This window comes from Pseudomonas sp. P7779 (assembly GCF_013386315.1).
Classification (GTDB): domain Bacteria; phylum Pseudomonadota; class Gammaproteobacteria; order Pseudomonadales; family Pseudomonadaceae; genus Aquipseudomonas.
In genome coordinates this window covers 34,828-49,362 of record NZ_JACARZ010000016.1, presented here as the reverse complement: position 1 = coordinate 49,362, position 14,535 = coordinate 34,828, and the positions used below count along the sequence as shown (strand labels likewise).

The following is a 14,535-nucleotide window of genomic DNA, read 5'->3' as shown; positions in this document are numbered from 1 at the left end:
TAACTGATACACCGCTTTCGTGAGCAAGCCCGCTCCCACATTTGTCAGGGGGGGGCAGGGTGGATTAGGTACGGCATTCCACCAGCGTTTTCAACTGTCCCGAACCGGTCTGGTTGGCATCTGACAGCCACCGCTCAAACCCCGCCCCAATCGCCGGCCATTCCCCATCCAGGATCGAATACCACGCCGTATCCCGGTTCCGGCCCTTGACCACGGTGTGCTGGCGAAACACCCCTTCAAAACTGAAACCCAAACGCTCGGCGGCGTTTTTGGAGCGGGCGTTGGCGTTGTTGCACTTCCACTCCAGGCGACGATTGCCCAACTCGAACGAGTGCCTGGCCAGCAGGTACACCGCCTCGGTGCTTTTCGGAGAGCGTTGCATCGGGGCGCCGAAGGTCACGTGGCCGATTTCAATGCGGCCTTGCTCGGGCACGATGGACATCAGGCTGAGGATGCCTTGCACCTCGCCGCTGGCCTTGTCGATCACACTGAAGAAGTACGGGTCGCTGTGGGACGCGTGGTTGTTCAGCCAGGCGTCGAAGGCGGCGCGCTCGGGGAATGGGCCGTAAGGCAAATAGTCCCACAGCTTCGGATCCGCGCCGGGGCCTTGCAGGGCGTTGAACAGGTCATCGCCGTGGCGGGCCGGGTCGAGTTTTTCCAGGCGCACGAAGCGCCCTTCGATAAGGGTGACGGTGGGCGCCGGGACACCTTTCCAGTCGGCCAATGATGTCGTCATGCTGTGCTTCTCCTTAAAGACCTTTGCGAAACTGGATAAAACCGGGGCGTTCGGCGATGCGTTCGTACAGCTGGATGGCGGTGGCGTTGGTCTCGTGGGTCAGCCAGTGGACCTTGCAGCAACCGTCGGCCTTGGCGGTGGCGTAGACGAATTCGATCAGCTTTCGGCCGACGCCGGTGCCGCGCTGGGCCGGATCTACCAGCAAATCCTGCAGGTAGCAGGAGTTCTCGATGCTCCAGTTGGAACGGTGGTAGATGAAATTGACCATGCCTACGGCCTTGCCGTCCTGCCAGGCCAGGGCCGAGTGGGTCGGCTCATTGGCGTCGATCAAGCGTTGCCAGGTGTTCTGGCTGACGGCGTCGGGCAGTTCGGTGTTGTAGAAGCGCAGGTAGGCTTGCCACAGGGGCAACCAAGCGGCGTGGTCGGCGGCGCTGACCTGGCGGATTTCGATCTGGCTCATGATGGCTCCTTGGGAATAAAGCGGGCGAGGGTCTGGTCGCGTACGTCGGTGCTGGCAGCCAGGCCGTCGCGAACACCGGCGATGTCCGCCGGGCTGCGGTTCTGGCTGAGTTTGCGTTTGCCTTCCAGGCGCTGGATCGGCAGGGCAAAGCCGACAATGGCCTTGAGCATGCCGTCGATGTAGTCGGCCGGGGCGTCGCTGACTTTCCAGGGTTGGGCGCGATTGCCTTCATGGCGGTCGGTGAGGGCGCTGACCAGTTCGAGCAGGCGCTCGGCGTCGGTGAACACTTCGCCGGTGCCGTAGGCGTGTACCGCGATGTAATTCCAGGTCGGCACCACTTTGCCGTGTTCGGCCTTGGCCGGGTAGAACGACGGACTGACGTAGGCCTCGGCGCCGGCAAAAATCACCAGGGCCTCGCCGCCATTTTGCAGGTCCTGCCATTGGCGATTGGCCTTGGCCATGTGCCCGTAAAGGGTGCCGTTGGGCCCTTCATCCGGGTTGAGCAGCAGCGGCAAATGGCTGGCTTGCAGGCCTTGTTCGCCCAAGGTCACCAGTTGCGCCAGGCGCGTGTGCTGGATCAGTTGCTGGATTTCGGGCAAGTCATCGAGGGCAAAGGCGCGTGGTGTGTACATGAAGATTTTCCTTGGCGAATGCCTGCATCCTAGGCAGGCTATTGGTTCGTTGTAAGAGCCATCTACAGTCAATTTTATAGGTCCAATTCCATGCCTGCGTTAGAACCACCGCTCTCGTTCAACCCGGCGGGTATCGAGTTGGACCGCCGCCAGGGACTCACCCGCCAGCTCTATCAGGCGCTGCGCCAGCGAGTACTGGATGGCCGGTTGGTCAGTGGCACCCGGCTCCCCGCCAGCCGTGACCTGGCGGCCGCGCTGTCGATCTCGCGCAACAGTGTGGTTCGCGCTTACGACCAACTGTATGCCGAAGGATTTATCGAAGGCCGCGTGGGTGATGGCACCTATGTGGCGCAATTGCCGCAGACGTCGACGCCCGCAAAAAAACTATCCACAAAAGTGTCCACAGGGTTATCAACAGGCTTATCCCCAGGTTTATCCACAAGTCGGCCGGATTTACCTGTGTTTTCGTCCAGTCAAGTTATCCACAGCGGTGCGCTGGCGCGGGTGGAAAACAATCATTTGGCGCTTCCGCCCAGTGGTCCGCCGAGGGCTTTCAGGGTGGGCGTACCGGCTTTCGATCTGTTCCCGTTTGACGTGTGGGCCAAGCTGAATGCGGCTTTCTGGCGCAAGCCGGACTTGCAGCAGTTGTGTTACGGCGACCCGGCGGGCGACGCGCGCCTGCGTGGATTGATTGCGGCCTATCTACGCAGTTCTCGCGGTATGCAGTGCACGGCTGAGCAAATAGTAATCACCAGTGGCGCGCAACAGGCAATCAGCCTTTGTGCACAGCTGCTGGTGGAGCCCGGCGATGAGGTTGCCATCGAGAATCCGGGGTATCGGGCAGCAGGCCATGCGTTCGCGGTGGCGGGTGGCCAATTGCATGGCGTGACGGTGGACAGCGAGGGCATCGACTGCGCTGCCTTGAACCGCCTCGGCGGTTGCCGCCTGGCCTACGTCACCCCGTCCCATCAATACCCCACCGGCGTGGTGATGAGCCTGGCCCGGCGCCTGGAACTGCTGGCCTGGGCCGAGCGTACGGGCGGCTGGATCGTCGAGGATGACTACGACGGTGAGTACCGCTACAGCGGCGCGCCCCTGGCGCCACTGGCGGCCCTCGATCGCACGGGGCGGGTGCTGTATGTCGGGACTTTCGGCAAGGTGGCCTTTCCGGCGCTGCGCCTGGGCTACCTGGTGTTGCCGGCCGGCCTGGTCCAGGCCTTTGCCCGGCGCCGCGCGGTGGATGTGCGCCACTCGGAAGTCAGCACCCAGGCGGTGATGGCGGAGTTCATGGCGACCGGGCATTTTCAGCGCCATGTACGCCGCATGCGCCGCGCCGCGCAGAGCCGGCTCAATGCGCTATTGGCCGAATGGCCTGCCGACATTGAAGGCGTTGGCCGTCTGCCGTCGGTGGCGGCCGGGCTGCACCTGACCGTGCGGGTCGACAGCCTGGCGCGGGAACAGGCGCTGATCCAACAGGCGGCGGCAGTGGGTGTGGAGGTCAATGGCTTGAGCAGCTATTGGCTGCCGGAGTCACTCACGCCGCAGGATCAGCGTGCCGGATTGGTGTTGGGGTTTGCTGCCGTGCCCGAGGCGCAGATCAGCCAGGCGTTGAAGCGCTTGGGCCAGGTTTGGCGCGCGCCGGTTGCGCACTGAGGCGCAACCGGCGGCAACCGATCAGGTGCCGGACTTGATCTTGGTCCAGGCGCGGGTCCTGGCTCGTTCGGCGTCACGTCCCAGGGGCTTGAGGGTATACAGCGTGGCCATGGCCGCCTCGGTCGGGTACAGGTTGGGGTTGTTGCGAATCGCCGGATCCACCAACCCGGTGGCGTCCTTGTTGGGGTTGGGGTAACCGACAAAATCGCTGATCGGCGCGATCACGCCCGGTTGCAGCAGGTAGTTGATAAAGGCGTAGGCGTCTTCCGGGTTCTTGGCTCCTTTGGGGATTGCGAGCATATCGAACCAGATTGGCGCACCTTCTTTCGGCAGGCGCATGTCCACGGTCACACCGTTCCTGGCTTCCTTGGCGCGGTTGGCGGCCTGGGAGAAGCTGCCGGAATAGCCGACCGCCACGCAGATGTCGCCGTTGGCAATGTCAGCCATGTACTTGGACGAGTGGAAATAGGTGATGTACGGGCGGATCTTCATCAGCAGTGCTTCGGCTTTGACATAGTCCGCCGGGTTGCTGCTGTTGGGGTCCAGGCCCAGGTGTTGCAATGCCAAGGGCAGGATTTCCGACGGCGAATCCAGCAGCGCCACGCCGCATTGCTTGAGCTTGCTGATGTTCTCGACGTTGAAGATCAGGTCCCAGCTGTCCACGGGGGCGTTCGCCCCCAGCGCGGCCTTGACCTTGTCCGGGTTGAAGCCGATCAGGATGGTGCCGTACATGTAGGGCACGGCGAATTTATTGCCGGGGTCGTTGGCCTCGATCAGCTTCATCAACTTGGGATCGAGGTGGTTCCAGTTGGGCAGTTTGCTGCGGTCCAGCGGCTGGAACACCGAGGCTTCGATCTGCTTGGCCAGGAACACGTTGGAGGGCACGACCACGTCATAGCCGGAGTTGCCGGTCAGCAGCTTGGCCTCCAGGGCTTCGTTGGTGTCGAAGATGTCGTAGACCAGCTTGACGCTGGGGTTCTGCGCCTTGAAATCCTCCAGGGCCTTGGGCGTGATGTAGTCGAACCAGTTGTAGACCCGCAGGGTTCTTTCTTCGGCGTGCGCGGCCCCGCTCAGCACGGCGGCGCAGAGGACGAGATGCTTGAGCATGTTCATTGGGCGAATCCCTCAAAACCTTCGAGAACGTTGACGGCATTGATGCCGATTTCTTCCACGGCGTAGCCGCCTTCCATCACAAACAGCGTCGGTTTGCCGAGGCGGGCGATTCGCGCACCCATCGCCAGGTAGTCGGGGCTGTCGAGCTTGAACTGGGAGATCGGGTCGTCCTTGAAGGTGTCGACGCCCAGCGAGACCACGATGATGTCGGCGCCGTAGCGCTCGATATCCCCGCAGGCCTGCTCCAGGGCGGCGCTCCAGCGGTCCCAGCCAGAACCTGCGGGCAACGGATAGTTGAAGTTGAAACCCTCACCGGCGCCTTCGCCCAACTCGTCGGCGTAGCCCAGGAAGAACGGAAATTCCGCCTCCGGATGGCCGTGGATCGAGGTGAACAGCACATCGTCGCGCTCGTAGAAAATCGACTGGGTACCGTTGCCGTGGTGGTAGTCCACGTCGAGGATGGCCACCTTTGTGTGGCCCTGGTCGAGAAACGCCTGGGCTGCGATCGCCGCGTTGTTGAGGTAGCAATATCCGCCCATCAAGTCGCTGGCGGCGTGGTGCCCGGGCGGACGGCACAGGGCGAAGGCACTGCGGGCGCCTTGCTGGATCGCCTGTTGCGCGGTGAGAGCGACTTGCGCCGCGCTGTAGGCCGCTTGCCAGGTGCCGGCGGTGATCGGCGCGCCGCCGTCGAAACTGTAATAGCCGAGCTGGCCGTGCAGGCTGGTGGGGATGACCCGGCGCAAGGTGCGTGCGGGCCAGGTGTAGGGCAGCAAGTCTCCGTCCTGGCCAAATGCCGTCCAGCGTTGCCAGGCGCCTTTGAAGAAGTCCAGGTACGCGGGGCTGTGAATACGTTGCAGCGGCGCCAGGCCAAAATCCTCAGGCGCTTGCACCGGGCCCAGTTCGCGGTCCTTGACCCGTTGCAACACATGGTCGGCGCGCGAGGGCATTTCGAAACAGGGCATCAGTTGCCCGTCCATCAACTCGCACCGGCCATGGTGCAGGTGGTGATCGTCCGAGTAGATCGTCAGCATATTGTTGTTCTCCGCAGGCTGAATCGGTGAGTCCAGTCTTGCGGCGGGTGGGATTAATGAGAATGGCAGGAGAGGCCAAAAGGGGATAAATATGGCCAAAGTGTGTGACCGCAATTCGCCCCGAAATGGCGCGGCCGTGCCCCAGCAAGTGGCTTCAGGGGCGGAACTGGCTGGGTGCGACGCCGCTCCAGCGAACAAAGGCGTGACGGAAACTCGCGGTTTCGCTGAAGCCCAGCGCCTCGGCAATTCGGTAAATGGGCAGCTCATCCTCGCCCAGCAATCGCTTGGCCCGCTCGAAGCGTAGCTCGTCCAGCAACTCCTGATAGCTGCAGCCCAAGTCATGCAGGTGCCGGCGTAGCGTGCGCGGGGAGCAGTTCATCTGCTCGGCCAGGCCGTCGACGCCCGGCGCGGCGCTAAGTTGGCTGGCGAGCAGGTGGCGAATCTTGCCCAGCCAGGCCTGGCGCCCGGTGAACTCGGTGTTTTGCTTGCGGCAGCGCTCGGCCATGGCCTGGTGGGTGACGGCGTCGGCTAATGGCAGGGGCTGGTCCAGCCAGCTTCGGTCGAAGGCAAACGCGTTGGCGATGGCGCCGAATTGCAGCGGGCAGGCAAAGATTTCGGCGTACCGTGCGCGGTAATCCGGGGCGTCGTGTTCAAAGCGCGCCCCCAGCAGCGGCAGGGCATGCCCCAGCAGGTCGTCGCAGATCACCTTCAACGAGGCCAGGCAGAGTTCGACGTTGAACGTTTCCAGCGCCGGATTTTCCCGGTAATCCGCGGCGCTGAACCAGATGCGCGTGCCGTCTTCCTCAAGGTCCAGCTCGAAAAGTGTTCCCAGCAGCGCCGGATACCGCAGCGCCAGGCGCAAAGCGTCACCGAAGGTGGCACTGGTGAGCAGTGCGTAACCGAGCATGCCATAGGAAGAAACGTGCATTTGCCGGCCCAGCTCCAGGCCGATATCCCGGCGCAGGGCCACGGCGTTGGCGCACACGCGCATCTCCTGGTTGGTGGTGATGCGGGTGTCGGCGCGGCTCAAGTCCGCCGCGCAGATACCGCTGCCGGCCAGCAAGGCCTCGGCGGGTTGGCCTTCGGCCTTGAAGGTATTGAGCACCAACGAGACGGCATTGAGGGTGGTGAGGTGAGAGTGCAGCATGGGGGCTTCCAGCCAGGGGATGGCTGGAAGAGGAGCAAGTTATATGCCGGTCAGCTCAGTTCGCCGCACAGGTCGAGTTCGACCAGGCGGCGGATTTCGGCGATGTCCAGCCCGGCGCCGATCAAGGCATTGAGCTTGCCGAACGCGGCTTCACGGGTCATCCCGCCACCCGACAACACCCCGACGCCCCGCAAGCGGCTGCCGGCCTCGTACACGTCCAGCTCCACACCGCCTTCATGGCATTGGGTGATTGCCACCACGACCACGCCGTTATCCTGCGCGCGCTGCAGGCTGGCGAGGAACTGCGGGTTGTCGCTCGGTCCGGTGCCGCTGCCGAAGCATTCCAGCACCAGCGCCTGGATGCCGCTGTCGATCAACGCGTCCAATTGCGCGGCGGCGATGCCCGGCACCAGTGGCAGCACACCCACATTGGCCAGCGCCTTGGCCTGGCGGTAATGCAGCGCCGCCGGAACCAACTCGGCTTGGGCGACGCCGCCGTTACGCTGCAACGCGGCAAACGGGTGGCGACCAAAACTGCGGATTTTCGCGCAACGGGTCGGGGCCATCAGTGCACCGTGGAAGTACAGTTGCACGCCAGGCGCCAGGCCAGCGCCCAGGGCTGCCAGCGCACCGCTGACGTTTTCCCAGGCATCGCTGTCGGGTACACCGGCCGGCAGCATCGAGCCGGTAAACAGCACCGGCGCGGGCAGGCCCAGCAGTTGGAAACTCATGGCCGCAGCGCTGTAGGCCAGGGTGTCGGTGCCGTGCAGCACCAGTACGGCGTCGCAACCCTCGTCCACCGCCTCAACCACGGCGGCGCGCAGGCGCTGCCAGTAGGCGGGGGTCATGTTCGCACTGTCGATCAGCGGGGACATTTCCCGAAAGCGCCAGGCTGGCATATTCAGTTGGGCGAGGGCTTCGCTCATGCGCGCTTCAAACCCCGAAGCGGGGGCCAGGCCGTTGGCGCTGGCCTGCATGCCGATGGTGCCGCCGGTGTAGAGCACCATGACGTTGTTGGCTGGTTGCATTGAAGAATCTCCTGAACGAAAAACGCCGCCGGGCCCAGAGCATGCCCAAGGCCGGGCGGCGTGTCATCTATCTAGGTTTAGCGTTGCGCTTGAGCGTTCAGTTCTGCGGTCGCTTGAGCGGCTGGCTCAGGCTTCACCGGATTTGCCGGCCAGGCCTTGCGGTCCAGGTCCAGGTCCGGGAACTTGCTGGAATCAAACACCGGGGTCTTGATGCCCGCAGCACGCTGGCCGTCGTAGTCATTCAGGATGCGCATGGCGATCTTGAACAGGAACGCCAGGGCGAACAGGTTGACGAACGCCAGCATGGTCATGGTGATGTCGGCGAAGGCAAACACGGTGCTCAGGTTCTCGATGGAACCCCAGAAAATCAGCACCAGCACCAGCGCACGGTAGCCCATCAGCACCTTGCGGTTGTCGCCCACGATGAAGCGCAGGTTGCTCTCGCCGAGGTAGTAGTTGTACATGATCGAGGTGAACACGAACAACGCCAGGGCCACCGAGATGAACATCCGGCCCCAGTCACCCACCACCGCCGCCAGGGAGTTCTGGGTCAGGGCAATGCCGTCGCCTTCAAAGCCCGGGGTGTAGAAGCCCGAGAGCAGGATCAGCAGCGCGGTGCAGGTGCAGATGACGAAGGTGTCGAGGAACACGCTGAACGCCTGAACCACGCCCTGGGCGATCGGGTGTTCAACCGAGGCGACTGCCGCCACGTTAGGCGCACTGCCCAGGCCGGCTTCGTTGGCGAACACGCCGCGTTTCACACCCATGATGATCGCGCTGCCCACCAGGCCACCGAAGGCCTGGTCGAGGCCGAAAGCGCTCTTGACGATGGTCGCGAGCATGGCCGGCACGTGGTCGAATTGCAGCACGATCACGTACAGGGTCACCGCGATGTAGACCAGGGTCTTGACCGGCACCAGCAGGTCGGCGATCGAGGCGATACGCTTGATCCCGCCGATGAACACCAGGCCCAGCAACACCGCCAGGGCCAGGCCGGTGTAGGTGGTGTCGAGGCCAAACGCGTTGTTCAGCGAGTGGGTGACGGCGTGGGCTTGCAGGCCATTGAAGGCGAAGCCGAAAGTCACCAGCAGCAGGAACGCCATCACCATGCCCAACCAGCGTTTGTGCAGGCCGTGCTGGATGTAATACGCCGGGCCACCACGGTAGGTGCCTTCAGCGTCGGTGCGTTTGTACAGTTGGCCGAGGGAGCACTCGATAAAGCTCGAAGACATGCCCACCAGTGCGGTGACCCACATCCAGAATACGGCGCCCGGGCCACCCAGGGTCACGGCAATGCCGACGCCTGCGATGTTGCCGGCACCCACGCGCCCGGCGAGGCTGAGCATCAGCGCCTGGAACGAACTGAGCTGGCCGGCGCTGCTTTTCAGGCTGTCGCGAAACACCGAAAACATGTGGAAAAAGTGACGCAACTGAACGAAACGCGAGCGGATCGTGAAGTAACCACCGAGCCCGACAATGAGCACGATCAATACTTTCCCTGAGAGGAAGTCGTTGATGACTTCTAGCATGGAGTGTTCCTCGCTGATTTTTCTAATGGCAAACGCAGGACGGTCCGACGCATCGCTCGGCACCAGGCAGTGCACGACGCTTCGACCCCAATCCTTTTGCGGGTGTTGTTATTCATGCGGTTTCGCGCTTCCCAGGGTCTCGTTACCGACGACCGCTGACGCGAAGAGGGGCGGCACTATACCTAGGAGTGGGTGATCCGTCTGCACGAGGCGATTAAAGGTTTCAGCCAAGGCGTTACGGGCAAGGCGGGTTTGTTGGGCGATCTTGGAGTTTTTATTGGCGTCATTTCACAACCTTGAGGCAAAAAAAAGGGCCTGAAGAACGAGCCTTCAGGCCCTCAAAAGGTGAGAGGTGTCTAGTCCCTCAACCTGGTGAGCGGTGCAACAAACGCTTAGGCCTTCAGAGGCACCAAGCGTGGGGCAATCATGTTTTCGGGGCGCAGGATGTCGTCGAGCATGGCGTCGTCGAGCAAGCCTTCTTCGCGCACCAGTTCCAGCACGCCGCGGCCGCTTTCAAGGGCGATACGGGCGATGCGGGTGGCGTTTTCATAGCCGATGTACGGGTTCAGCGCGGTGACCAGGCCGATGGAGTGTTCCACCAGTTCGCGGCAGCGGGCTTCGTTGGCAGTGATGCCGACGATGCAGTGCTCGCGCAGCATGTCCATGGCGCGTTGCAGCAGGCGGATCGAGTCGAAGATCTTGTAGGCGATCAGCGGCTCCATCACGTTCAGTTGCAGCTGGCCGCCTTCGGCCGCGATGGTCAGCGCCAAATCGTTACCGATGATTTGGAACGCCACCTGGTTCACGGCTTCCGGGATCACCGGGTTGACCTTGCCGGGCATGATCGAGCTGCCTGGCTGACGCGCCGGCAGGTTGATTTCGTTGATGCCGGTGCGTGGGCCGCTGGACAGCAGGCGCAGGTCGTTGCAGATCTTCGACAGCTTCACCGCGGTACGCTTGAGCATGCCGGAGAACAGCACGAAAGCGCCCATGTCGGAGGTGGCTTCGATCAGGTCGGCAGCCGGTACCAGCGGCTGGCCGCTGATGGTCGCCAGGCGCTGGACGGCCAGGGCCTGGTAACGCGGGTCGGCGTTGATGCCGGTACCGATGGCGGTGCCGCCCAGGTTCACTTCGGTCAGCAGCTCAGGCGCCAGGGTCTTCAGGCGGGCCAGGTCTTCACCGAGGGTGGTGGCGAAGGCACGGAATTCCTGGCCGAGGGTCATCGGCACGGCGTCTTGCAGCTGGGTACGGCCCATTTTCAGGACGTGGCTGAATTCTTCACCCTTGGCAGCGAACGCCTGGATCAGGCTGTCGAGGCTGGCCAACAGCGCGTCGTGGCCCAGCAGCAGACCCAGGCGGATCGCGGTCGGGTAGGCGTCGTTGGTCGACTGCGCCATGTTCACGTCGTTGTTGGGGTGCAGGTATTGGTATTCGCCCTTGCTGTGACCCATGGCCTCCAGCGCGATGTTGGCGATGACTTCGTTGGCATTCATGTTGGTTGAAGTGCCAGCGCCGCCTTGAATCATGTCCACCACGAACTCTTCGTGGAAATCGCCGCGGATCAGACGGGCACAGGCTTCGCTGATGGCAGCGTGCTTGGCTTCGCTGAGTTGGCCCAGCTCGCGGTTGGCGTCAGCAGCTGCCTGCTTGACCATTGCCAGGCCGACCACCAATTTCGGGTAATGCGAAATCGGAACGCCCGAGAGACGGAAGTTGTTCACCGCTCGCAGGGTCTGGATGCCGTAATACGCTTGAGCGGGTACTTCGAGTACGCCAAGCAGGTCTTTTTCTGTGCGGAAAGATGCAGCGGAGGACATGACGGAAATCATCTCGATATGGACCCGGGCTAGGCCGGAACGCTGTGAATGCTAGGCTTGCAGGAGATTTTGGGCCAATGCTGTTAAACACTGGCCTATGCATAAACGGCATAATGTCGGTGTGACCCCGTTACCATGACGGACGTGTGTGCCAAAATGGTGCGTGCCCCGGGAGGATGTGATGAACCTTGAAAGCAAATGGCTGGAAGACTTTAGCGCCCTGGCTGCCACCCGCAGCTTCTCCCAGGCGGCTGAGCGGCGCTTCGTCACCCAGCCGGCGTTCAGTCGGCGCATCCGCAGCCTGGAGGCGGCGCTGGGGCTGACCCTGGTCAATCGCTCGCGCACGCCGGTCGAACTGACGGCGGCGGGGCAGTTGTTCCTGGTCACCGCGCGGACCGTGGTCGAGCAGCTCGGCGAGGTGCTGCGCCACCTGCATCACCTGGAAGGCGGGCAGGGCGAAGTCATGCAAGTGGCGGCGGCGCACTCCCTGGCCCTGGGTTTCTTCCCGCGCTGGATCGCGCAGTTGCGCAACGAAGGGCTGAACATCGCCACGCGGTTGGTCGCCACCAACGTGGGCGACGCCGTGCATGCGCTGCGCGAAGGCGGCTGCGATTTGATGCTGGCGTTCTACGACCCGGATGCGGCGATGCAGATGGACCCGGAGATCTTCCCGTCGCTGCACCTGGGCAACACCGAGATGCTGCCGGTGTGCGCCGCCGATGCCGACGGCAAGCCGCTGTTCGACCTGGAAGGCGAGGGCAGCGTGCCGCTGCTGGCCTACAGCGCCGGAGCTTTCCTGGGGCGCTCGGTAAACCTGCTGCTGCGCCAGCGGGCGCTGCGCTTTACCACGATTTACGAAACGGCCATGGCCGACAGCCTGAAAAGCATGGCCCTTGAGGGCTTGGGCATTGCCTGGGTGCCGCAGTTGAGCGTGCGCGCCGAGCTGGCCCGGGGTGAGCTGGTGGTGTGCGGCGGCCCGCAATGGCATGTGCCGCTGGAGATCCGGTTGTATCGCTGTGCGTTGGTGCGCAAGGCGAACGTGCGGTTGTTGTGGCGCAAGCTGGAAGGCGGCGCGGCGCAGAATACCTGAGCCCACACAGATCAAATGTGGGAGCGGGCTTGCTCGCGAAAGCGTAGTGTCAGTCACCCCATCTGTGGCTGATCCACCGCATTCGCGAGCAAGCCCGCTCCCACATTAGTTTTCTGGTGTGTTCGCTGACCTGGAAGTCAATAAAACCGCCTGTTTGCGGTGTAAGACAGATGGTCATTCCAGGGGCTGTTTATCTGCGTTATTACGGTATACTGCGCGGCCTTCGGCCGGTCCAACCGGCCTTAATTCGTACAACAAGCCACGCTGGATTTCCCGCGTGGCTTGTTGTTTTTTGACGCGCCTGCGGGCGCCCAGAGAGAAGAGGCACGACGATGAGTGCATTGGTTGGCGTGATCATGGGCTCCAAGTCCGATTGGTCCACCCTTAGCCACACCGCCGATATGCTGGAAAAACTCGGCATTCCCTACGAAGTGAAGGTGGTTTCCGCCCACCGCACTCCGGATTTGCTGTTCCAGTATGCCGATGAAGCAGAATCCCGTGGCATCGAGGTAATCATCGCCGGTGCCGGCGGCGCAGCTCACCTGCCAGGCATGTGTGCAGCCAAGACTCACCTGCCAGTGCTTGGCGTACCGGTGCAGTCGTCGATGCTCTCGGGCGTGGATTCGCTGTTGTCCATCGTGCAGATGCCCGCCGGTATCCCGGTGGCCACCCTGGCGATCGGCAAGGCCGGCGCGATCAACGCTGCCTTGTTGTCCGCCAGCATCCTCGGCGCCAAGCACCCGCAGTTCCACGCGGCGCTGAAAAAATTCCGTGCTGAGCAGACAGACAGCGTCCTGGACAATCCAGACCCACGCATTGCCTGAGGTGGTTGATTGATGAAAATCGGTGTAATCGGTGGCGGCCAACTGGGCCGCATGCTGGCCCTGGCGGGTACGCCGCTGGGGATGAACTTCGCTTTCCTGGATCCGGCACCAGATGCCTGCGCAGCTGCGCTGGGTGAACACCTGCGTGCGGACTACAGCGACCCGGATCACCTGCGCCAACTGGCCGATGAAGTCGACCTGGTGACCTTCGAGTTCGAAAGCGTCCCGGCTGAAACCGTGGCCTTCCTGTCGCAGTTCGTGCCGGTATACCCGAGCGCCGAAGCCTTGCGCATCGCGCGTGACCGCTGGTTCGAGAAGAGCATGTTCAAGGACCTGGGCATCCCGATACCGGCTTTCGCCGACATCCAGTCCCAGGCTGACCTGGACGCCGCAGTCGCCTCCATCGGCCTGCCGGCCGTGTTGAAGACCCGCACCCTGGGTTACGACGGCAAGGGCCAGAAAGTCCTGCGCACCGCCGCCGACGTGGTCGGTACCTTCGCCGAACTGGGCAGCGTTGCCTGCCTGCTGGAAGGCTTCGTGCCGTTCACCGGTGAAGTCTCGCTGATTGCCGTGCGTGCCCGCGATGGCGAAACGCGTTTCTACCCGCTGGTGCACAACACCCACGACAGCGGCATCCTCAAGCTGTCCGTGGCCAGCACCGATCACCCGCTGCAAGCCCTGGCCGAAGATTATTCGAGCCGTGTGCTGAAGCAACTGGATTACGTCGGCGTGATGGCGTTCGAGTTCTTTGAAGTCGACGGTGGCCTCAAGGCCAACGAAATCGCCCCGCGCGTGCACAACTCCGGGCACTGGACCACCGAAGGCGCCGAGTGCAGCCAGTTCGAAAACCACCTGCGGGCGGTAGCGGGCTTGCCATTGGGCTCCACGGCAAAAGTCGGCGAGAGCGCCATGCTCAACTTCATCGGCGTGGTGCCGCCGGTTGATCGCGTGATCGCGATTGATGACTGCCATCTGCATCACTACGGCAAGGCGTTCAAGGCCGGGCGCAAGGTCGGCCACGCCAACCTGCGCTGCAAGGATCGCGCGACGCTGCAAGCGCAGATCCTCAAGGTCGAAGCGCTGATCGCCGAGCAATAACCCAAGGCCGGGCGGAACCATTGGTACCCGCCACCCTCTGATTGCAGGAAGCCAAAGTCTGACTAGGCTTTGACTGAATTCACTTCAATCAGAGGGAAATGCCATGGGTATCATTGGGACCATCTTTATCGGTTTGATCGTCGGCCTGCTGGCGCGTTTCCTGAAGCCAGGCGACGACAGCATGGGCTGGATCATGACCATCCTGCTGGGTATCGCCGGTTCGCTGGTTGCGACCTATGGTGGCCAGGCACTGGGTATCTATCAGGCGGGCCAGGGCGCAGGCTTCATTGGTGCGCTGGTGGGTGCCGTGGTGCTGCTGGTGATCTACGGTCTGCTGAAAAAGAAGTAATTTAGCGACCAGGCCCTCTGCGCTGTGC

14 protein-coding genes are annotated in these 14,535 nt (G+C 62.8%); 5 read left to right on the top strand and 9 right to left on the bottom strand.

From position 1 onward, the window contains the following. Positions 1-64 precede the first annotated feature (64 nt). From HX869_RS05230 to HX869_RS05220, 3 genes are read right to left on the bottom strand one after another with little or no spacing between them, the layout of a single operon-like run. Positions 65-736 (bottom strand): GNAT family N-acetyltransferase, encoded by a 672-nt coding sequence (locus tag HX869_RS05230; protein WP_102370186.1) that lies wholly within the window; start codon positions 734-736, stop codon positions 65-67. Positions 737-749: 13 nt separating this feature from the next. After that, positions 750-1,196: a GNAT family N-acetyltransferase gene (locus HX869_RS05225; protein ID WP_003213433.1), complete on the bottom strand. Its 447-nt coding sequence runs from the start codon at positions 1,194-1,196 to the stop codon at positions 750-752. After that, the gene (locus tag HX869_RS05220; protein WP_177020310.1) at positions 1,193-1,828 is read right to left on the bottom strand and encodes an FMN-binding negative transcriptional regulator; all 636 of its coding nucleotides are present in this window, start codon (positions 1,826-1,828) and stop codon (positions 1,193-1,195) included. Before HX869_RS05220 ends, HX869_RS05225 begins: the two co-directional genes overlap by 4 nt. Before the next feature lie 90 nt (positions 1,829-1,918). On the opposite strand from HX869_RS05220, the gene HX869_RS05215 reads away from it, so the two are divergent. Next, positions 1,919-3,481: a PLP-dependent aminotransferase family protein gene (locus HX869_RS05215; protein ID WP_178902829.1), complete on the top strand. Its 1,563-nt coding sequence runs from the start codon at positions 1,919-1,921 to the stop codon at positions 3,479-3,481. Positions 3,482-3,502: 21 nt separating this feature from the next. Here HX869_RS05215 and HX869_RS05210 read toward each other — a convergent pair whose 3' ends face one another. From HX869_RS05210 to aspA, 6 genes are all read right to left on the bottom strand, one after another. Next, positions 3,503-4,594, bottom strand: a complete 1,092-nt coding sequence (locus tag HX869_RS05210) for a polyamine ABC transporter substrate-binding protein (protein ID WP_102604044.1) — start codon at positions 4,592-4,594, stop codon at positions 3,503-3,505. After that, the gene (locus HX869_RS05205; RefSeq protein WP_008439485.1) at positions 4,591-5,625 is read right to left on the bottom strand and encodes a histone deacetylase family protein; all 1,035 of its coding nucleotides are present in this window, start codon (positions 5,623-5,625) and stop codon (positions 4,591-4,593) included. The genes HX869_RS05210 and HX869_RS05205 overlap by 4 nt, the downstream gene beginning before the upstream one ends. Positions 5,626-5,779: 154 nt before the next feature. Beyond that, positions 5,780-6,772 (bottom strand): AraC family transcriptional regulator, encoded by a 993-nt coding sequence (locus HX869_RS05200; protein WP_177116570.1) that lies wholly within the window; start codon positions 6,770-6,772, stop codon positions 5,780-5,782. A 50-nt stretch (positions 6,773-6,822) separates the two neighbouring features. Then, entirely contained in the window at positions 6,823-7,800 is a 978-nt protein-coding gene (locus tag HX869_RS05195; protein ID WP_178902828.1) for an asparaginase, read from the bottom strand. Positions 7,801-7,877: 77 nt separating this feature from the next. After that, the gene (locus HX869_RS05190) at positions 7,878-9,329 is read right to left on the bottom strand and encodes a sodium:alanine symporter family protein (protein ID WP_003213417.1); all 1,452 of its coding nucleotides are present in this window, start codon (positions 9,327-9,329) and stop codon (positions 7,878-7,880) included. A 392-nt stretch (positions 9,330-9,721) separates the two neighbouring features. Next, positions 9,722-11,146: an aspartate ammonia-lyase gene (gene aspA / locus HX869_RS05185; protein ID WP_003213415.1), complete on the bottom strand. Its 1,425-nt coding sequence runs from the start codon at positions 11,144-11,146 to the stop codon at positions 9,722-9,724. A gap of 181 nt (positions 11,147-11,327) precedes the next feature. Here aspA and HX869_RS05180 point away from each other — a divergent pair, with 181 nt between their 5' ends. From HX869_RS05180 to HX869_RS05165, 4 genes are all read left to right on the top strand, one after another. After that, complete coding sequence (locus tag HX869_RS05180) at positions 11,328-12,236, top strand: LysR substrate-binding domain-containing protein (RefSeq protein WP_003213413.1); 909 nt, start codon at positions 11,328-11,330, stop codon at positions 12,234-12,236. 332 nt (positions 12,237-12,568) lie between these two features. After that, a complete protein-coding gene (gene purE / locus HX869_RS05175) occupies positions 12,569-13,060 on the top strand; it encodes a 5-(carboxyamino)imidazole ribonucleotide mutase (protein WP_003213411.1) in 492 nt (163 codons plus the stop codon). A 12-nt stretch (positions 13,061-13,072) separates the two neighbouring features. Continuing rightward, positions 13,073-14,158: a 5-(carboxyamino)imidazole ribonucleotide synthase gene (locus HX869_RS05170; protein WP_178902827.1), complete on the top strand. Its 1,086-nt coding sequence runs from the start codon at positions 13,073-13,075 to the stop codon at positions 14,156-14,158. A 103-nt stretch (positions 14,159-14,261) separates the two neighbouring features. Beyond that, positions 14,262-14,507: a GlsB/YeaQ/YmgE family stress response membrane protein gene (locus tag HX869_RS05165; protein ID WP_003213408.1), complete on the top strand. Its 246-nt coding sequence runs from the start codon at positions 14,262-14,264 to the stop codon at positions 14,505-14,507. The last annotated feature ends 28 nt before the right edge of the window (positions 14,508-14,535 follow it).

Bases quoted from the DNA above. Each gene is read 5' to 3' on its own strand.
- HX869_RS05180 (WP_003213413.1), top strand. From the start codon at position 11,328: ATGAACCTTGAAAGCAAATGGCTGGAAGACTTTAGCGCCCTGGCTGCC.
- HX869_RS05230 (WP_102370186.1), bottom strand. From the start codon at position 736: ATGACGACATCATTGGCCGACTGGAAAGGTGTCCCGGCGCCCACCGTC.
- HX869_RS05165 (WP_003213408.1), top strand. From the start codon at position 14,262: ATGGGTATCATTGGGACCATCTTTATCGGTTTGATCGTCGGCCTGCTG.
- HX869_RS05170 (WP_178902827.1), top strand. From the start codon at position 13,073: ATGAAAATCGGTGTAATCGGTGGCGGCCAACTGGGCCGCATGCTGGCC.
- HX869_RS05195 (WP_178902828.1), bottom strand. From the start codon at position 7,800: ATGCAACCAGCCAACAACGTCATGGTGCTCTACACCGGCGGCACCATC.
- HX869_RS05220 (WP_177020310.1), bottom strand. From the start codon at position 1,828: ATGTACACACCACGCGCCTTTGCCCTCGATGACTTGCCCGAAATCCAG.
- HX869_RS05225 (WP_003213433.1), bottom strand. From the start codon at position 1,196: ATGAGCCAGATCGAAATCCGCCAGGTCAGCGCCGCCGACCACGCCGCT.
- aspA (WP_003213415.1), bottom strand. From the start codon at position 11,146: ATGTCCTCCGCTGCATCTTTCCGCACAGAAAAAGACCTGCTTGGCGTA.
- HX869_RS05215 (WP_178902829.1), top strand. From the start codon at position 1,919: ATGCCTGCGTTAGAACCACCGCTCTCGTTCAACCCGGCGGGTATCGAG.
- HX869_RS05210 (WP_102604044.1), bottom strand. From the start codon at position 4,594: ATGAACATGCTCAAGCATCTCGTCCTCTGCGCCGCCGTGCTGAGCGGG.
- HX869_RS05205 (WP_008439485.1), bottom strand. From the start codon at position 5,625: ATGCTGACGATCTACTCGGACGATCACCACCTGCACCATGGCCGGTGC.
- HX869_RS05200 (WP_177116570.1), bottom strand. From the start codon at position 6,772: ATGCTGCACTCTCACCTCACCACCCTCAATGCCGTCTCGTTGGTGCTC.
- purE (WP_003213411.1), top strand. From the start codon at position 12,569: ATGAGTGCATTGGTTGGCGTGATCATGGGCTCCAAGTCCGATTGGTCC.
- HX869_RS05190 (WP_003213417.1), bottom strand. From the start codon at position 9,329: ATGCTAGAAGTCATCAACGACTTCCTCTCAGGGAAAGTATTGATCGTG.